This is a genomic window from Bifidobacterium catenulatum DSM 16992 = JCM 1194 = LMG 11043, from assembly GCF_001025195.1.
GTDB lineage: Bacteria > Actinomycetota > Actinomycetes > Actinomycetales > Bifidobacteriaceae > Bifidobacterium > Bifidobacterium catenulatum.
On sequence record NZ_AP012325.1, the window covers coordinates 1,264,669 to 1,279,898 of the forward strand.

Annotated in this window: 13 protein-coding genes and 1 pseudogene; 5 read left to right on the top strand and 9 right to left on the bottom strand. The window is 52.2% G+C overall.

Annotated features, from left to right (window positions below):
- Nucleotides 1-133: 133 nt before the first annotated feature.
- Nucleotides 134-1,549, bottom strand: coding sequence for a C1 family peptidase (locus BBCT_RS05445; protein WP_003834554.1), 1,416 nt, complete (start codon nucleotides 1,547-1,549; stop codon nucleotides 134-136).
- A 296-nt stretch (nucleotides 1,550-1,845) separates the two neighbouring features.
- Here BBCT_RS05445 and BBCT_RS05450 point away from each other — a divergent pair, with 296 nt between their 5' ends.
- Nucleotides 1,846-2,823 carry a GmrSD restriction endonuclease domain-containing protein gene (locus BBCT_RS05450; protein ID WP_003834553.1) on the top strand — a complete coding sequence of 326 codons (978 nt, stop codon included), beginning with the start codon at nucleotides 1,846-1,848 and terminating at the stop codon, nucleotides 2,821-2,823.
- A 136-nt stretch (nucleotides 2,824-2,959) separates the two neighbouring features.
- Here BBCT_RS05450 and BBCT_RS05455 read toward each other — a convergent pair whose 3' ends face one another.
- The 4 genes from BBCT_RS05455 to BBCT_RS05470 all read right to left on the bottom strand — a co-directional run bounded on the left by BBCT_RS05455 (nucleotide 2,960) and on the right by BBCT_RS05470 (nucleotide 5,953).
- Nucleotides 2,960-3,685 carry a potassium channel family protein gene (locus BBCT_RS05455; protein ID WP_033513389.1) on the bottom strand — a complete coding sequence of 242 codons (726 nt, stop codon included), beginning with the start codon at nucleotides 3,683-3,685 and terminating at the stop codon, nucleotides 2,960-2,962.
- Between the two features lie 65 nt (nucleotides 3,686-3,750).
- A complete protein-coding gene (locus tag BBCT_RS05460) occupies nucleotides 3,751-4,743 on the bottom strand; it encodes a D-2-hydroxyacid dehydrogenase (protein WP_003834549.1) in 993 nt (330 codons plus the stop codon).
- A gap of 53 nt (nucleotides 4,744-4,796) precedes the next feature.
- Nucleotides 4,797-5,276, bottom strand: coding sequence for a D-aminoacyl-tRNA deacylase (gene dtd, locus BBCT_RS05465; RefSeq protein WP_003834547.1), 480 nt, complete (start codon nucleotides 5,274-5,276; stop codon nucleotides 4,797-4,799).
- 17 nt (nucleotides 5,277-5,293) lie between these two features.
- Complete coding sequence (locus BBCT_RS05470) at nucleotides 5,294-5,953, bottom strand: hypothetical protein (protein ID WP_407921698.1); 660 nt, start codon at nucleotides 5,951-5,953, stop codon at nucleotides 5,294-5,296.
- Between the two features lie 131 nt (nucleotides 5,954-6,084).
- On the opposite strand from BBCT_RS05470, the pseudogene BBCT_RS09325 reads away from it, so the two are divergent.
- A pseudogene (locus tag BBCT_RS09325) lies at nucleotides 6,085-6,162 on the top strand (RarD protein); the annotation flags it as partial.
- 261 nt (nucleotides 6,163-6,423) lie between these two features.
- Here the strand turns inward: BBCT_RS09325 and BBCT_RS05475 are convergent.
- The 3 genes from BBCT_RS05475 to BBCT_RS05485 form a co-directional block, all read right to left on the bottom strand.
- Nucleotides 6,424-6,621, bottom strand: a complete 198-nt coding sequence (locus BBCT_RS05475; protein WP_033513455.1) for a hypothetical protein — start codon at nucleotides 6,619-6,621, stop codon at nucleotides 6,424-6,426.
- A 282-nt stretch (nucleotides 6,622-6,903) separates the two neighbouring features.
- The gene (locus BBCT_RS05480; protein ID WP_033513453.1) at nucleotides 6,904-7,395 is read right to left on the bottom strand and encodes a HEPN domain-containing protein; all 492 of its coding nucleotides are present in this window, start codon (nucleotides 7,393-7,395) and stop codon (nucleotides 6,904-6,906) included.
- A gap of 18 nt (nucleotides 7,396-7,413) precedes the next feature.
- Complete coding sequence (locus BBCT_RS05485; RefSeq protein WP_003834536.1) at nucleotides 7,414-8,547, bottom strand: DUF262 domain-containing protein; 1,134 nt, start codon at nucleotides 8,545-8,547, stop codon at nucleotides 7,414-7,416.
- Between the two features lie 115 nt (nucleotides 8,548-8,662).
- On the opposite strand from BBCT_RS05485, the gene BBCT_RS05490 reads away from it, so the two are divergent.
- From BBCT_RS05490 to BBCT_RS05500, 3 genes are read left to right on the top strand one after another with little or no spacing between them, the layout of a single operon-like run.
- Nucleotides 8,663-9,640, top strand: coding sequence for a hypothetical protein (locus BBCT_RS05490; RefSeq protein WP_033513451.1), 978 nt, complete (start codon nucleotides 8,663-8,665; stop codon nucleotides 9,638-9,640).
- Nucleotides 9,637-10,602 carry an Eco57I restriction-modification methylase domain-containing protein gene (locus tag BBCT_RS05495; RefSeq protein WP_003834532.1) on the top strand — a complete coding sequence of 322 codons (966 nt, stop codon included), beginning with the start codon at nucleotides 9,637-9,639 and terminating at the stop codon, nucleotides 10,600-10,602. The genes BBCT_RS05490 and BBCT_RS05495 overlap by 4 nt, the downstream gene beginning before the upstream one ends.
- A complete protein-coding gene (locus BBCT_RS05500; protein WP_003834531.1) occupies nucleotides 10,602-13,961 on the top strand; it encodes a DEAD/DEAH box helicase family protein in 3,360 nt (1,119 codons plus the stop codon). The genes BBCT_RS05495 and BBCT_RS05500 overlap by 1 nt, the downstream gene beginning before the upstream one ends.
- Nucleotides 13,962-14,045: 84 nt before the next feature.
- On the opposite strand, the gene BBCT_RS05505 is transcribed toward BBCT_RS05500, so the two are convergent.
- Nucleotides 14,046-14,870 carry a hypothetical protein gene (locus tag BBCT_RS05505; protein ID WP_033513461.1) on the bottom strand — a complete coding sequence of 275 codons (825 nt, stop codon included), beginning with the start codon at nucleotides 14,868-14,870 and terminating at the stop codon, nucleotides 14,046-14,048.
- Nucleotides 14,871-15,230 lie beyond the last annotated feature (360 nt).

Sequence of the window (15,230 nt, forward strand, 5' to 3'; positions counted from 1 at the left end):
AAGCCATGACAAAGTATCCGCCAACTGAACCCCAATCGTTCGCACATTTGTTCTTATGAAAGAGTATCAGCACAGCGGAACAGGAAAGCCGTGGCTGCAATCCTAGCCACGGCTTCGCTCCATACAGGTTATATCAGCGGCAACGCTTGGTGAGCGGCTGCCATGGATCGAGTTCCACCGGTTCGGATTCCAGCAGCGCGAGGGTGGCGTCGTCGAGGTATTCCCTGCGGATGATAATCTCGGTCACATAGCGGTCGAACCATGCGTCGGAGGCCACGTAGTAGCCGTCCTCGCCGTTGTCCTTGCCCCAGCTGTTCTCCACCTTCCAGCGGTTCGGCTTGCCTTGTTCATCAAGGTTTACGCCGGTAATGGTCATGGCATGGTTGCTCGGGCTGTCACCGTATTCGAGGCCGTGCACCTTGTCGAAATCGAAATCGGTGCCGAACAGCTGGTCCACGCGCACGCTGTCGCAGTCGAAATAGCCGGCCGCGCGTAGCGAGAATTGGGTGCAGTCGCAGGCGAACCAGATCGGATGGCCGGCGCTGATCTGGTCGACGGCGGCCTTCTTGAACACGTCGAGCGGCACGTTGATGAATTCCATATCCTCCGCTTCGGCGACATTGGCAGTGTAGCGGATGCGGTAGCGTTTGTTGAACGGACGGGATTTCATCGGCACGTTGCACAGCGTCACCAGATCATCGACGTCCACCGGCACGTATTTCCTGTAGAATTCCATCGGCGTGATGCCGGTCTCACGGATCTGCCTGCGCTCGTCCTTGCCGGTCTTTGGATTGTCGGACTTGCCTTCGTCGGCTTTCTTGTCGTTTTTCTTGTCATCGTCGCTCACGCGGGCCAAGAAGTCGAACCTCTCCGGCGGCTCACCAAGCGAGATGGCGCACATGCGGTACACGGTGGACATGTCGTCTTCCTTGACAGACCGCAACTCTTCAATCGAAGCTCCAGCGGCATGGCGTTCGCGCAAATCCGCCGCGAACTGACGCAGCCTGCTGTTGAGATACTGTTTGAATGCGTCGGAATCCTTGGAATTGGCGGATTCCGGATATGCGTTCTTCGGCACAAGACCGTACTTGTCAACAAGGGCGGCGAACATCTGCCACCAACCGCCATCGTCGGCCGGACCATAGTTGATCTCCTGGAACAGGCGGCTGTCGGTCGGCTCGTCGAGCGTGGAAAGCACGTTCTCAAGATATGCGTTGGATTTCTCCATCGCATCCCAGAAAAACAGGTAGGTTTCGGAGAATTCGAAATCGTCAAGTCCCCATTTGTGCATGAGCTCATAACGCAGGGTGTTGAGGGACGCGAACATCCAGCAGCGGCCCGATCTACGTTGGTTGGTGATGGAGCCCTGCTTCAGTTCTATGGAGAAGTCGCGCGGCAGCGAGCGCTGACCCTTGTAATCAGTGGCAGCTTCGAGCACGCCCGCAGATATCGCCGCGTTGGCCGCCACGAGATTGGCGCGGTCTGCGTTGAAGTCCTTGGCGTATTGCATGAGACGTTCCGATTTGATTGCCTTGTTACTGTTTGTCATATCGCCGATATTCGCCGTATGCCTTGACAGAAAGGCACGTTTCAGCCCCCATTTCGTCCTGTCCCAATTCCATTTCGCTTATATGTGGCACTTTCTTTCACGCCAGCACCTCCATAACCTCGGAAAAATACCCCCTTGTACGGTTTTTCCCAAAAGCATCTGCCACATATAAGCGAAATGACATCAGGCGGAATGGGAAATCTGCCACATATAAGTGATTTGACTTCGATTTGCGGGTACGCTGATAGCGTGTGAGAGTTTGGAGATGAGGAGATATCATGCGTCGTCACAATTCGATGATGTCCGTATTGTCCGGATTGCTGGCCGTGGGGTTGGTTGTCGGCTTATCGGTTGGATCCGCGTTGGCCGTGGAACCGACCGATAATACCGGTGCCGGCCAGAGTGCCACTCAAATGCTGGATTCATTGGAGGTCAAAGGCCGCGCCCCGAAGACGGGGTATAAGCGCACGCAATTCGGCAAGGCATGGGCCGATGTGGATCGCAACGGTTGCGATACGCGCAACGACATCCTCAACCGTGATCTGACTGACGTGAAGCATAAGGTGCGTACGCACGATTGCGTGGTGGAATCCGGCCAACTGCATGATCCGTATACCGGCAAGGACATCGCGTTCAAGAAGGGATGGAAGACTTCCACAGCGGTACAGATCGACCATGTGGTGGCGTTGAGCGACGCATGGCAGAAGGGCGCGCAGAAACTCAGCCAGACGAAGCGTACCGAACTGGCGAATGATCCGTATAATCTGCTGGCAGTACAGGGAAAGGCCAACCAGAAGAAGTCGGATGGCGATGCGGCCACGTGGTTGCCGTCCAACAAAAGTTTCCGTTGCGAATATGTGGCACGTCAGATTGGTGTGAAGCACAAATATTCGCTGTGGATCACGCAGGCCGAGAAAGAGGCCATATCCAAGGTATTGTCCTCCTGCCCGACGCAGACCGTGCCCGATTACACGGGAGTCAAGGATTCTACAGTCGAGAAGACCACCGAATCCGAGCAGACAGAACAGACGCAGACCGAACAGCAGACCGAACAATCAGCTGAGCAGGCCCAGCAGAATCAGCAAACGACACAGGCACCTGCACCCGAACCCGCTCCGGCTCCAGCTCCCGCGCCCCAGCCAGCGCCACAGCAGGACGTCTACTACCAGAACTGTGCCGCGGCACGAGCCGCTGGCGTCGCGCCTATCTATCAGGGACAGCCGGGCTACCGTTCACAACTGGATCGCGACCATGACGGAGTCGCCTGCGAATAAATCCAATACAGTGTCTCCACCTTCCGGTTGCGAGACGTATGGTGCTGAGGCATAGGAAAAGCGCCGGATTATTCATCTGGCGCTTTTCCTATGCCTCAGCATTTTCCGTATTTCCGCAGTGCAGGCATGAGAACCGCTATATCCTGCGCAGCTGCGCGATATCATCGCGCAGCTGGTTGACGGTGTCTGTCAGTTCCCGCACATTGTGACGCAACTGTTCCGTTTCCGATTCCGCCTCATCCGCACGCTTGTCGGTCTCGTCACGAACACGGTCGACGATCCATGAAGCCAGCGTCGCGGTGACGATGCCAATCAGGGCAACGCCGGTTATCATCAGTCCGATGGCGATGCATCTTCCCTGCCATGTCACCGGGGACAAATCGCCATAGCCGACTGTGGTGACGGTCACGAACGACCACCATATCGCTTCACCGAAATCGGTGATGGAAGCGCCTGGAACCCCACGTTCCACATCCAATTCGGCAAGGGCGCCGATATACATCAGTAGTGTCACGCTGCAGCATGTGTACAGTGTGATGCGCCCACGCACCGCCATGCCACCGGTACGATTGAGCACGTTGAGCACTGCCACCAGACGCAGCAGTCTCAATGGCCTGAAGACGGGCAATGCGATGGACACCAGCATCAGCAGATTGTCTTTGAACCAGGTTTTCTTGTCTTCCGCCAGCAGGATCGAAACGACGTAGTCGACGATGAACGCCATCCAGATGATGTTGATCACCATTTCACACAGCAGGATATGCGTCCTCGCCAGCACTTCCCACGAATACGCGAACAGGAACATCAATGCCAATGCCGTCATGAACCATTCCGTCGCACGACGCCATTTGTTCAATGTCATACCCTTTCCTTTCTTTCCGACTGCCATCGACTGCCATCATGCGGATCTCCCCGCACGCGTGGCCGTCAGCCTTTAAGAGGCATGCGATTGTCAAGCGACTGACCGTTGGCGTAGCAGCGGACATTGCCCAATGCGATGGAAATGATGCGGCGCTCGGTGATCTCAAGATGATTGCCTCCCGCCACATGTGGTGTGATGAGGCATTTCGGCTCGCGCCACAGCGGCGAGTCGGCCGGCAACGGCTCCGGTTCGGTCACGTCGAGCGCGGCGCCACGGATTCGTCCTTCCGCGAGCGCGTCGGCAAGTGCCTGGCTGTTGATGGCGTTGCCGCGGCCAGCGTTGATGATGATGGAGTCAGGTTTGAGAGATGCAATGCGTTCCGCATTGAGCAGGTGGCGTGTTGCCGGAGTGGATGGCACGCTCATGGCGATCACATCGGCATATTGCAGCACGTCGTCGAGGGAATCGAAACCGACCATATGATCGACGCCCGGCGCTTCGACGGCGGGATTACGGCGAATACCGATGGTTGTCATTCCGACGTTTTTGCAGAGTCGTGCGAAGTGTGATCCGATGTCGCCGGTTCCGATGACAAGCGCCGTTTTTCCGTTGGGGCTGATGGCGCGGCCCGCGTCCTGCCACATGGCGTTCGGATTGCTTGCCGCGTAGATGTGCAGGTTCTTCATGATGGCCCACATCATGGCGAACATGTGTTCGGAGACGCTTTGTCCGTAGGCTCCGGTGGCATTGGTGAGCATGGATCCGGGCTGTAGAATGCCGGGTCGCTGGTATTTGTCGACGCCGGCACTCCAAGTTTGAAGCCATTCGAGTTTAGGGCATTGCGCGCATTCCTCGGGCGCGATGTTGCCGATGACCGCGGTGGCTTTGGCTTTGAGTTCCTCCGGTACTGCGGCGGTCCAGCTCATGCTTCCCCGTTGGGTCGAATCGCCGACGAATTTCTGTGGTATGTCTTTTGCGGCACGTATGAATTGTGCACGTTCGGATTCGGTCAACGGCAGGCAGTTGACGATCAGTTTGCGGTCGTTCCATATTCCCATGCGTTTTACCCTATGGCAATCGTCGGATATAGGGTTTCACGTTGGGTTTTGGGTCAGACGCCGAGTTCGTCGGTGTCAAGGATGATGGTGACCGGACCGTCGTTGGCGAGCCGCACGCGCATGTGGGAGCCGAATCGTCCTTCTTTTACTTCGAGTCCTTGCGCGCGCAGGGCGTCGTTGAATCCGTGCCATGCTTGTTCGGCGTGCGCGGGCGCTCCGGCTTTCACGAAGCTTGGGCGGTTGCCTTTGCGCACGTCCGCGTATAGCGTGAATTGGGAGATGGACAGCACACTGCCGTTCACGTCGTGGATGGAACGGTTCATTTTGCCGTTCTCGTCTTCGAAGACGCGCAGGTTGGCGATTTTGCGGGCGAGCCAGTCGATTTGTTTCGCTCCGTCCGTGTCTTCCACTCCGACAAGCAGCACATAGCCGATGCCTATATGCTGTGGTTCGAATGTGGTGTCGACTTCTCCGCTTGTCTCGTCGACCACGTCGACGGATCCTTCGCTGACCTTCTGCAATACGATGCGCATATTCCGTCCCGTTCTTTTCAGCCGGCGTAGTCGACGATGGCCTGCGTGACCTGTTTCAGGTAGTCGAGTGACGTCTGCCAATCGTCCGGCACTTCGATGGAATGGTTGGCACCAGCGTACGTGCGCACATGGTCGGTGAGCAGATGCGCTTTGGCGTCATCGTAGTATGGGTCGGCGTCACCTGCGCAGATTAGCGGCATCGGGCTGCCGGCGGTTCCCGGCAGCGGCGCGGGAATGACCGACTTGTGCTTGTCGAATGGCGGCGGGTTGAGTACCGGGGTGAGCAGCACCACGCGCAATCCTAGTTTTGCGGAATGCGGATATGAGAGTGTGGAGAGCGATTTGGTGACGACCAGCAACTGCGGCTCCTCACCCGATTCGGCAGCATGTTCGAGCGCCGCCTTGTGCCATTCGTCGACCACGCGTTCCATGCAGGCGATCATTTCCGGAAACTCGACGCTTTCCGTCAGTTTCAGGTCGAGACGGTCCACGAACCAGCCATTGGTGGCGAGCGCTTGCGCGGCCCAGTACAGCAGCGGTCGGTCTACGGTGTATCCAATGCCCGGCATGATGAGCACGTGCTTGCCGGTTTCGGTGTTCTTCACACGGTTCTTACCCCATGGTGTGACTGCTGGTGTGACGTTTTTCGTTGTTGGTTGCGTGCCGTTCTTGCCCATGCTGTGTTTGATTCGCCTTTTCGTGTGTTCCGTCCGTCTTGGCCGGTCGTTGTGGCCGGCGTCGTTTCCCATATTGCATGCTAGGCGGCGCCGGCTACAATCGTTTCCGTCAGTTCACCACGCATTGGTTGCCGAACTACGGACCGACCTATTACGCCGCTTTCGTGCACGATCCGGAAGGCAACAACATTGAGGCCATGCTCGCCTGAGTGTCCGACAGCTCAACAGCGACAAAACCAGATCCCGCCATACGTAATGTTCTCATGGCGGGACCTGTCATATTCCCAGAGAATCAAACATCTCAGCAGCCGTATGGAAACGCGGGCCGTTCTCCGCTGAATATTCATGGACTTCCCGCAAGGCAGAAAACGTATCAGTAGGAACGGCGCTCTGTTGAGGAAGGTCTAATGAAAGTCGGAACTCGTACGTGCCTGGATTGGAACACATGTGATTTCCCCCTTTAGCCCTAGTTACTTGAACAGGTCGAACAGGCTGAACGTGGTCTTCTTGTAGATGGTGTTGTACAGCTTGCGCTTGGGGCGCAGCCAACCCATGCCCTTCTTCCCGTAGCCAGGGATCAACGCTTTCTTGACCGCACGGGTGGCACGCCCCTTCGTGCGCGCGGACAGGCTCTTCTTCCAGCTGGGTTTTCTCATTCCGTATTTCATGGCGGCCTCTTTTCGGATGACTACGTTCATTCTATAGGTGACCGCACCTACTCAAGCCTGCACCGTTAAAGGACGGCAAGAACGGTCTAGCGAATTGAACAGAACAGCTCTTAGTTTCCAACTTGGAGTAGATAATAAATATTGGAAGTCATGCAAGCCGATGTGTAGCCATCGTGATGATGTGGCTGATTTTCACCCCGCATTCACTCTAAATCAATAAGGAATAATAGCACCAAATAATTTCGATATTTTATCAATATACGAAACACAGAATTTAATTAATTAAAAAAAATTATTTAAAAACCAATCACCTATTTTTATAGCCAATTTCCCTTGCTCAATCGACCGTCTTTTAGTGCAATTATCACTACCCCCGTGGGCAATTTTATTCCGACTCTTCACCAAGCTATCTAAATCGTCACCATCTCCCAACAATTCTAAAAAATCATCACACAATTTAGAATCTAACGTCTTTAAAATTTCTTTTACCTTCTCACGCTTTGGATTAAGTCCCCTTGCAAATCGAGCGTTGTCAACCAGTTCACGAACCCCGACTCCAGCTTTTCTTTCCACGTAAAAACAAACTGACCGTCTGAAAACATGCTCTACATAGCCACACGCTCTAAGCATAAGAAAACGAGTGAGACAATTCTCAACAGCATCGTCAGATTCACCATAATTTTTGAAATTATCAACTGTTTCAATTAACTCATTAAGAGACCTTCTTTTATCCTCCAGTTCCCTCTTCACATCGCTTTCAACAACAGATTCCATTTTATTCACCATTACTGCTCAGCTTTGAGAAGAGTAATCATTAATCACATTCCAAGCTTCTTGGAGTCTTGCACGAACTTTTCCTTCATTCGTTGTACTTTCTGCGCATGAATTAACGTATGTTTCGGAAGACATTAGTTTTTCAGCAGCAGGAAACAACGTATCAACAGAACAGTCTCTCCCCGCCTTACGGAGATGCATTACTGAAACAATGAAAGACTCCATAACCGCAGTGCTTACCCTTGGGTTATTACTTTTAAGTACCCTAATGAGACAATCATTGTCCATTCGTTCAACAGACCATTCGAACATCTTCTCCGCAGCTCGAATATTCTCTCCCGATCCTCGATTCTCCGACATAAATCGATTTAAGAAACTCTTTAACGGAGCAGCATAATTTTGAGCATTCAAATACAAAGCAATGATTCGCAATATAAGCTCATGATCCCTTAGCCTTCGATTCTTTGGGCCATAAATCGAACGCCAATGCTCATTATCATTCAATATTGACAATTCTTGCACAAGTGAACCAGTGAAAATAGCAACACGAATTTCATGCGCAGTCAACTGAGTCCCACCCGAATTCAACCTTTCAAAAATCTGATAAACAGCCTCTCGTGATTCAGGATTCTCGTCCATGTTGACAACAGTTGCCTGTATGAAAGCGTTATCAAATGCTCTTCTCTGGGCATCGGATAATTTCTCATACGAAAGCCCTCTAAATTGTTCACAGACATTCTTTAGCTCAAACACCCTCTTGTTATAGACGCCCTTCTTGAAACTTTGCAGAGTCAGTAATCGCTGCTGACCATCTAAGACTAAAAGACGTTTATCGCTTTGCTGCTTCACAAGAAAGATACCAGGCACAGGATACTCAAGCAGTAAGGTCTCAATGAACCTATCCATTTGTCTTTTTGACCAGACAAACTCCCTTTGGAATCCATCAACCTCAACAGTTCTATCTGAAAGACCAAATCGAGGAATAATCATATCTCCATTATCGAGGCGCCTGACAAGTCCATCAACATCAAAATCTTGCCCAGAGTATGTAATCGGAATAACCGTTTCATCAGCGGCTTCCAAATCTTCTCTTTCTTCTTGAGTCAGCACATTTTCATTATCACTCACATTCAGCTCTTCAAGATCATCCATCTATGGTCCTCACATTACGTAACTATATGTTGCTTATCCCGATTATAGATAAGCAACATACTTTTTGCACTATACTTAACCAATCAATGAGTGACCTACCCTTTTGAGGATGAATATGACCGATACCGATAAAATCCAGTGCACAACGCTCATTGACTTCAATGCATACCCGGTGAAAGACGTACTGGGTATTCTTCTGCAAGACAAAAGCACAAAGCAGAACATCATCTACGCAACTGATGCGTACGTGGACGCCGAACCGACCGCCACGGAAGCAGCACCGATACTTGCCCAGCAGATTTCAGGCGAGACCTCCACCGTATGCATTGTGCCGCGCGTACAGAAAACCCTAGATGAGCAGACAGGCCGTACCAAGGCAAAAGCCGAGGTATTCACACCATCATGGATGGTGAACCAGATGGTCAATAACCTTGATGAGGAATGGTTCGGAAGAAAGCACGTGTTCAATACGGAGCAGGAAGACCATTCCTGGATTCCTACGGAGGGAAAAATCACGTTCCCCTCTACGAAAAAACACGGCTGGCATGACTATGTGGACAGCCGCCGATTGGAAATCACCTGCGGTGAAGCCCCGTTCCTGGTATCGCGCTACGACGCCGCTACAGGAGCAATACTGCCTATCAGTCAACGCATTGGCCTGCTCGATCGCAAACTACGTATCGTAGATGAGCACACGGAAAATGACCTGATGTGGTGGAAGTGGACATTGCGGGCATTCCAAAGCGTATACGGCTACGAATTCCAAGGCGACAGCCTGCTGATCGCACGCGCAAACCTGTTGCTTACCTTCGTAGATCATTACCGCAACAGATTCGGCACCGACCCGGACAAGAAGCATCTCAAGCAGATTGCGAATGTAATCGTCTGGAACCTCTGGCAGATGGATGGACTGACCGAGACGATACCATTCCGTAAGCCGCCTGAGCAGAAGGTCGAATTCGACATGCTCGACATGCTGACCATGCTTGATGAACCCAATTCGCAAGACGTACCGGCATTTGTCCGGTTGTATGACTGGAGAGCAAAAACTTCGTTATCATATAGCCAACTGTTGAAGGGAGCAGAACAATGAAGTTTGACTATATAATCGGCAATCCTCCATATCAGATGGAGGACGGCGGAGCGGGAGCCAGTGCAACTCCCGTCTATAACAAGTTTATCGATGCTGTCAAAGAGCTTGACCCCTCTGTGCTGAGCTTAATCATTCCGGCCAAGTGGTATTCAGGCGGAAAGGGCCTAGATCAATTCCGTCAGGAAATGCTCAATGACTCGCATATTCGTCGCTTGGCCGACTACACCAATTCGCTCGACGTATTCCCCGACGCAGATATCGCAGGTGGAGTGTGCATTTTTGTACGCGATAAAAGCTATGAGGGGGGGGGCTGCCACTATTCCAACACGCATAACGGAATTACTACGAAATGTCAGCGAAAATTGGACATGTTCGACACTTTCATTCGATATCCTCTAGCCGAATCCATTATTGAAAAAACCACTGCACTAAAAGAAATAACACTTACAGATTTTGTCTCAACGCAAAAACCTTTTGGCTTGCGCACCTATGTAAAACCTTCAACAGAAGGTGAACTACTATTACGATACAACAAAGGCGTTGGCCCATTCCGTAAAGAAGACGTTACCGCTGGGTTTGACATGATTGATAAGTGGAAGATCATTATTTCCTATTTATCTGCCGAACACGCTGGGCAACCCGATAAAAACGGACAATTCAGAATCCTCTCTACTACGGAGAAATTGCCACCAAAGTCAATTTGCACTGAGACTTATCTCGTAGCTGGAGCCTTTGACACAGAAGCCGAAGCTGACAATTACATGGCATATTTGAAAACAAAATTCGTTCGGTTTCTTCTTGCCCAAGTGGTGGTGACCCAGCATATCAGCAAGGCATCATTTGTGTTTGTTCCCGCTCAAGATTTCACCAAGCAATGGACTGACGAGGAGCTGTTCAAGAAATATAAATTGACCTCCGAAGAAATAGCCTTCATTAACAATATGATCAAGGAGATGAACTGATGAGCGTTTCCGATATCACAGGCAAGGTCAAGAGCACTCGACCGGCACTCCCCCAGATTTATGCATACACTACTCCAGAAATCCGCCGTCATGACGGCTGGACGAAAATCGGTTATACCGAGCAGGATGTAAACGTCCGTATTGCGCAACAAACTCATACGGCAGATGTCATCGCGAAACTCGAATGGCATGGCAATGCCACTTATGAGGACACTGGCGAAGTGTTTCATGACACCGATTTCCATACCTATCTGCGCAATCTCGGCATCAATGATCAGCCCGGCACCGAATGGTTCGAGATTAATCCCCCTAACGCGAAGGATAGATTCCATGAGTTTCGTGAGAATCATGGAATTCTTGACGGCCTCGGAGCCTCCGATTATGAGTTGCGTGCAGAACAGGAAGCTGCGGTCAGCAAAACCCTGGACTATTTCCAGCTGCACGAGCAAGGCGAATTCCTATGGAACGCGAAGCCGCGTTTCGGCAAGACCCTTGCCACCTATGACCTCTGCAAGCTCCTTCCCACGCCGGGAAAGGACGGTAAGGCGAAACGCATTCTCGTCGTGACGAATCGTCCCGCGATTGCGAATTCCTGGTATGACGACTATGTCAAGTTCGTCGGCACCGATTCCGGCTGGCGGTTCATCAGCAGTGTGGACGCTTTGGCTGGCAAACCATATTGCATCAGCCACGATGAATACCTGCATCTTGCGAGCAAGGGCAAGCTTCCGAACTCCGTCGAGTTCATCAGTCTGCAGGATCTGAAGGGCTCCATCGAGTTCGGCGGCCATTACGACAAGCTAAAGTATGTGGCGGAATACGAATATGACCTGCTCGTCATCGATGAAGCGCACGAAGGCGTGGACACGTACAAGACGGACGTGGCATTTGACCATATCAAGCGCAGGAACACACTGCACCTGTCGGGAACGCCATTCAAGGCCATCGCGAACGACAAGTTCCCCGAGAACGCGATCTACAACTGGACATATGCGGACGAGCAGCAGGCCAAAAGGGACTGGAACGATCCGGAACTGCGCAACCCATACGAGAACCTGCCGAAACTCAACATGTTCACCTACCAGATGTCCGACATCATCGAGAACGAAGTAGCGCAGGGCATGCAGATCGATGGTGAACAGACCGAATACGCATTCGATCTGAACGAATTCTTCGAGACAAAGGATGGGCGATTCGTTCACTATGACGATGTGAAGCGTTTCCTCGACGCTCTGACCACACAGAAGAAATACCCGTTCTCCACGCCAGAGTTGCGCGATGAGCTACGCCACACGTTCTGGATGCTCAACCGTGTGGATTCCGCCCGTGCCCTTGCCAAAATGCTCCGGCAGCACGAAGTGTTCAAGTACTACGAGATCATTCTTGCGGCCGGCGACGGCAAGATCGACGATGACGAAGAAAACGAGAAGTCGTTCGACAAAGTTCGCGACGCTATCGCCAAGGCAGAGAAGGGCGGAGAAAACGCCAAGACGAAGACCATCACCTTGTCAGTCGGCCAGCTGACCACAGGCGTGACGGTTCCTGAATGGACGGGCGTGCTCATGCTGTCGAACATGAAGAGCCCGGCACTGTATGGGCAGGCCGCATTCCGCGCGCAAAACCCTTGCTTGTTCAGTAGGAACGGCAAATACCAGCGCAAGGAAAACGCGTACGTGTTCGATTTCGATCCGGCACGTTCGCTAACCGTGTTCGAGGAATACGCGAACGACCTGTATTCCGGCACCACGTGTGGCGGTGGTGACACCGACTCGCGTAAGCAAAACGTGCGCCGGTTGCTGAACTTCTTCCCTGTGATCGGTGAGGATGAAAACGGCGAAATGGTGGAGCTGGATGCTGAGCAAGTGCTCTCCATCCCACGCAAGATTCATTCACGCGAGGTTGTGCGCCGCGGCTTCATGTGCGATTTCCTGTTCCAGAACATCAGCAACATCTTCCATGCTCCGGCCGAAGTGATTGAGACCCTGCAACAGCTGGAACCATACAAGGCTCCGAGAGAAGACCTCGGAGTCAAAGCAGGAACCGCCGATGAACTCAATCTCGGCGAAAACGGCGAAGTGTCCATCCCAGATGAACAGGTCATCGGCAAGTCCAAGGATCTGTTCGGGGACAAAGTGTATGGCAATATCAACAACGAACTTAATTCCGTGATCGACTCCCTTGTCTCCGAGAAACCGGAGAATCCCGAAGAGGATTTCCTTGCCGATCTCCAGAAAGCTGTTGGCGTCAGCGTCGCCGAACCGTTGGTCGAAGCCGCCAAGCAGAACTACGGCTCCGATATGAAGGCTTCCCAACAGAAGAAGGTCGAACGTAAGATCAAGGCCGATGTGAATAACCGTATCAACCGCGAGTACGGCGACTACAACATCGAGAAGAACCGCATCGAACGTGACCGTGCGCAAGCACTCGAAAACGCCAAGAGCCAAGCTGAGGAAGAGCAAATCAATCAGGCACACGACGAACGGATTGAAACCGCTCGTCTGACTCTTATCGATAATCTCAAGCAGTCGCGCAGCGAAATGGTCCAATCTGCCGGCGAAACCGTGGTACGTGAGATCGAGACCGCGAAGAAAGAAGCTCAGAAAAACAGCATCGAAAACGGCATCCGCGACCATCTGCGTGGTTTCTCCCGCACGATTCCTTCATTCCTGATGGCCTACGGAGATGAGAACACCACCCTTGAATCGTTCGACAGCATCATCCCGGACTACGTGTTCAAGGATGTCACCAGCATCACCGTAGATCAGTTCAGACTCCTGCGCGACGGCGGAGATGTGACGGACCCTGAAACCGGAGAAAAGGAGCATTTCGACGGTCACCTGTTCGACTCTGTTGTCTTCAACGATTCGATTGTGGAGTTCATTCATCTGCGCAGCAGACTCGCCGACTATTTCGATGAGTCCCACAAGGAAGACATTTTCGACTATGTGCCGCCCCAGAAGACCAACCAGATTTTCACCCCGCGCAAAGTCGTGGTGAAGATGATCGACATGCTCGAGCAGGAGAACCCCGGCTGCTTCGACGATCCGACGCACACGTTCGCCGACCTGTACATGAAATCGGGCATGTATATCACCGAAATAATCAAGCGCCTGTACAACAGCAAGGCAATGCGCCGCTACTTCCCGGATGACCATATCCGTCTGGCGCATATCCTCGAACACCAGGTGTATGGCATCGCGCCTACCGAGATTATCTATCAAATCGCGACCCACTACATCCTCGGATATGACAACGAATTGGGTAAGGGGCTGCACACGCACTTCGCAATGTCTGACTCCGCCCAGCTCGCGAAAGAAGGCAAACTTGCTGAGTTCGTGGACAAAGCGTTTGAAGAATAGCGAAGCACTTTGAGTCGATGACAAAGCTGATGGGTTGGGTGGCTAACAGACAACTACTCTGCTAGCCACCCAACCCACCGTTTTTCAGTCGTCTATCTCGATCTCATGAATCGTGACTTCCGTGTCAGCATCTGCGGTATTGGCTTTCTTGAATTCCGGTCGAAGTTCCATACCGGTCTCATCGAACTCACCGTTTAGATTGCGTACCAGCACATCGGCCAATCGGCCACCCATGGGTTTGAACGTCGCATAGGTTATCGCCCCGGAAATGGCGCCGCCGACAACGGGCACAACCTTAGCAACGGCTTTCCCAACCGACTCCTTCACCACCTGTTTGCCGACCAATGCACCGATCTTCTTGAGCAATGGATACCAGGTCGTTTTCGTCAAAGCCTGTTGCGTGATCTTCTTGCCCATGTTCTTGCCGACTTCCCTGGCAAGCTTTCCCACCAACATCGCCGAACCTGACGCGCCGAGCATCACACCCAAATACGCAAGGACTCGGACTTTGGCACCTTCATTCAGTTCCGACTCGTCGGTGAACAAATCATCCTCACCAAAAAGATAGGCGATTTTCTGCGCCAGATTGATCGCGAAACCAAAGTATTGGGCCACATCGGCACTTCCAGCGGCAACGGCGGCAGGTCCGCCGGGAATTCCTGCCACAAAGGCGGCAAGAGTGGTCTGATTCGTTGATTTCTTGATCACCCCATCCGCCTTTTTCCGCAACGACTCCACCGTATATACATGTTGCGGGCCATGCTGCAGAATTTCATCGAGATATTCCGAATCGGCGAATTGCTGCCGCAGAAACGCTTCCCTATCAACCCTGATAACCGGAAGCTTCGCAACGCTTCCGATCATATTTATCGCCACATCGTAAAGCTCTTCGTCGGTTTTCTTAGCCATGTTCTCTCCACTCTGATAAGACGCATTGTGCTTAATGCCCATGGTATTCGCTCCTTTGTTTGCTCGATGGATAACATGCGGACGATCCGCATTCACCATGAGCCATGTTTTCTTCGCGAGCGCGACGGGCTTTCAACAGATAGGATCTGCTTCCAAGTCAGCAATTCGTCAGAATGCGTCCGCGCGCTTTTACGCACTCTCAGCACTCTCATGCATCTACATCTCAATTACATACTTTGTCGCTCATGCGGCATGTTCAATCACCAAAGAATGTACAGCCTTTTATATCAGCGCCCATCCAAGGCTACGTTACGTCCTGAAATACGGTGGGCCTCCTTTTCTATCTCATTGCTGCTACGA

What these genes read in the sequence shown, in the direction of transcription:
- BBCT_RS05445 (WP_003834554.1), bottom strand. Translation starts at nt 1,549, where the DNA reads ATGACAAACAGTAACAAGGCAATCAAATCGGAACGTCTCATGCAATAC.
- BBCT_RS05450 (WP_003834553.1), top strand. Translation starts at nt 1,846, where the DNA reads ATGATGTCCGTATTGTCCGGATTGCTGGCCGTGGGGTTGGTTGTCGGC.
- BBCT_RS05455 (WP_033513389.1), bottom strand. Translation starts at nt 3,685, where the DNA reads ATGACATTGAACAAATGGCGTCGTGCGACGGAATGGTTCATGACGGCA.
- BBCT_RS05460 (WP_003834549.1), bottom strand. Translation starts at nt 4,743, where the DNA reads ATGGGAATATGGAACGACCGCAAACTGATCGTCAACTGCCTGCCGTTG.
- dtd (WP_003834547.1), bottom strand. Translation starts at nt 5,276, where the DNA reads ATGCGCATCGTATTGCAGAAGGTCAGCGAAGGATCCGTCGACGTGGTC.
- BBCT_RS05470 (WP_407921698.1), bottom strand. Translation starts at nt 5,953, where the DNA reads ATGGGCAAGAACGGCACGCAACCAACAACGAAAAACGTCACACCAGCA.
- BBCT_RS05475 (WP_033513455.1), bottom strand. Translation starts at nt 6,621, where the DNA reads ATGAAATACGGAATGAGAAAACCCAGCTGGAAGAAGAGCCTGTCCGCG.
- BBCT_RS05480 (WP_033513453.1), bottom strand. Translation starts at nt 7,395, where the DNA reads ATGGAATCTGTTGTTGAAAGCGATGTGAAGAGGGAACTGGAGGATAAA.
- BBCT_RS05485 (WP_003834536.1), bottom strand. Translation starts at nt 8,547, where the DNA reads ATGGATGATCTTGAAGAGCTGAATGTGAGTGATAATGAAAATGTGCTG.
- BBCT_RS05490 (WP_033513451.1), top strand. Translation starts at nt 8,663, where the DNA reads ATGACCGATACCGATAAAATCCAGTGCACAACGCTCATTGACTTCAAT.
- BBCT_RS05495 (WP_003834532.1), top strand. Translation starts at nt 9,637, where the DNA reads ATGAAGTTTGACTATATAATCGGCAATCCTCCATATCAGATGGAGGAC.
- BBCT_RS05500 (WP_003834531.1), top strand. Translation starts at nt 10,602, where the DNA reads ATGAGCGTTTCCGATATCACAGGCAAGGTCAAGAGCACTCGACCGGCA.
- BBCT_RS05505 (WP_033513461.1), bottom strand. Translation starts at nt 14,870, where the DNA reads ATGGCTAAGAAAACCGACGAAGAGCTTTACGATGTGGCGATAAATATG.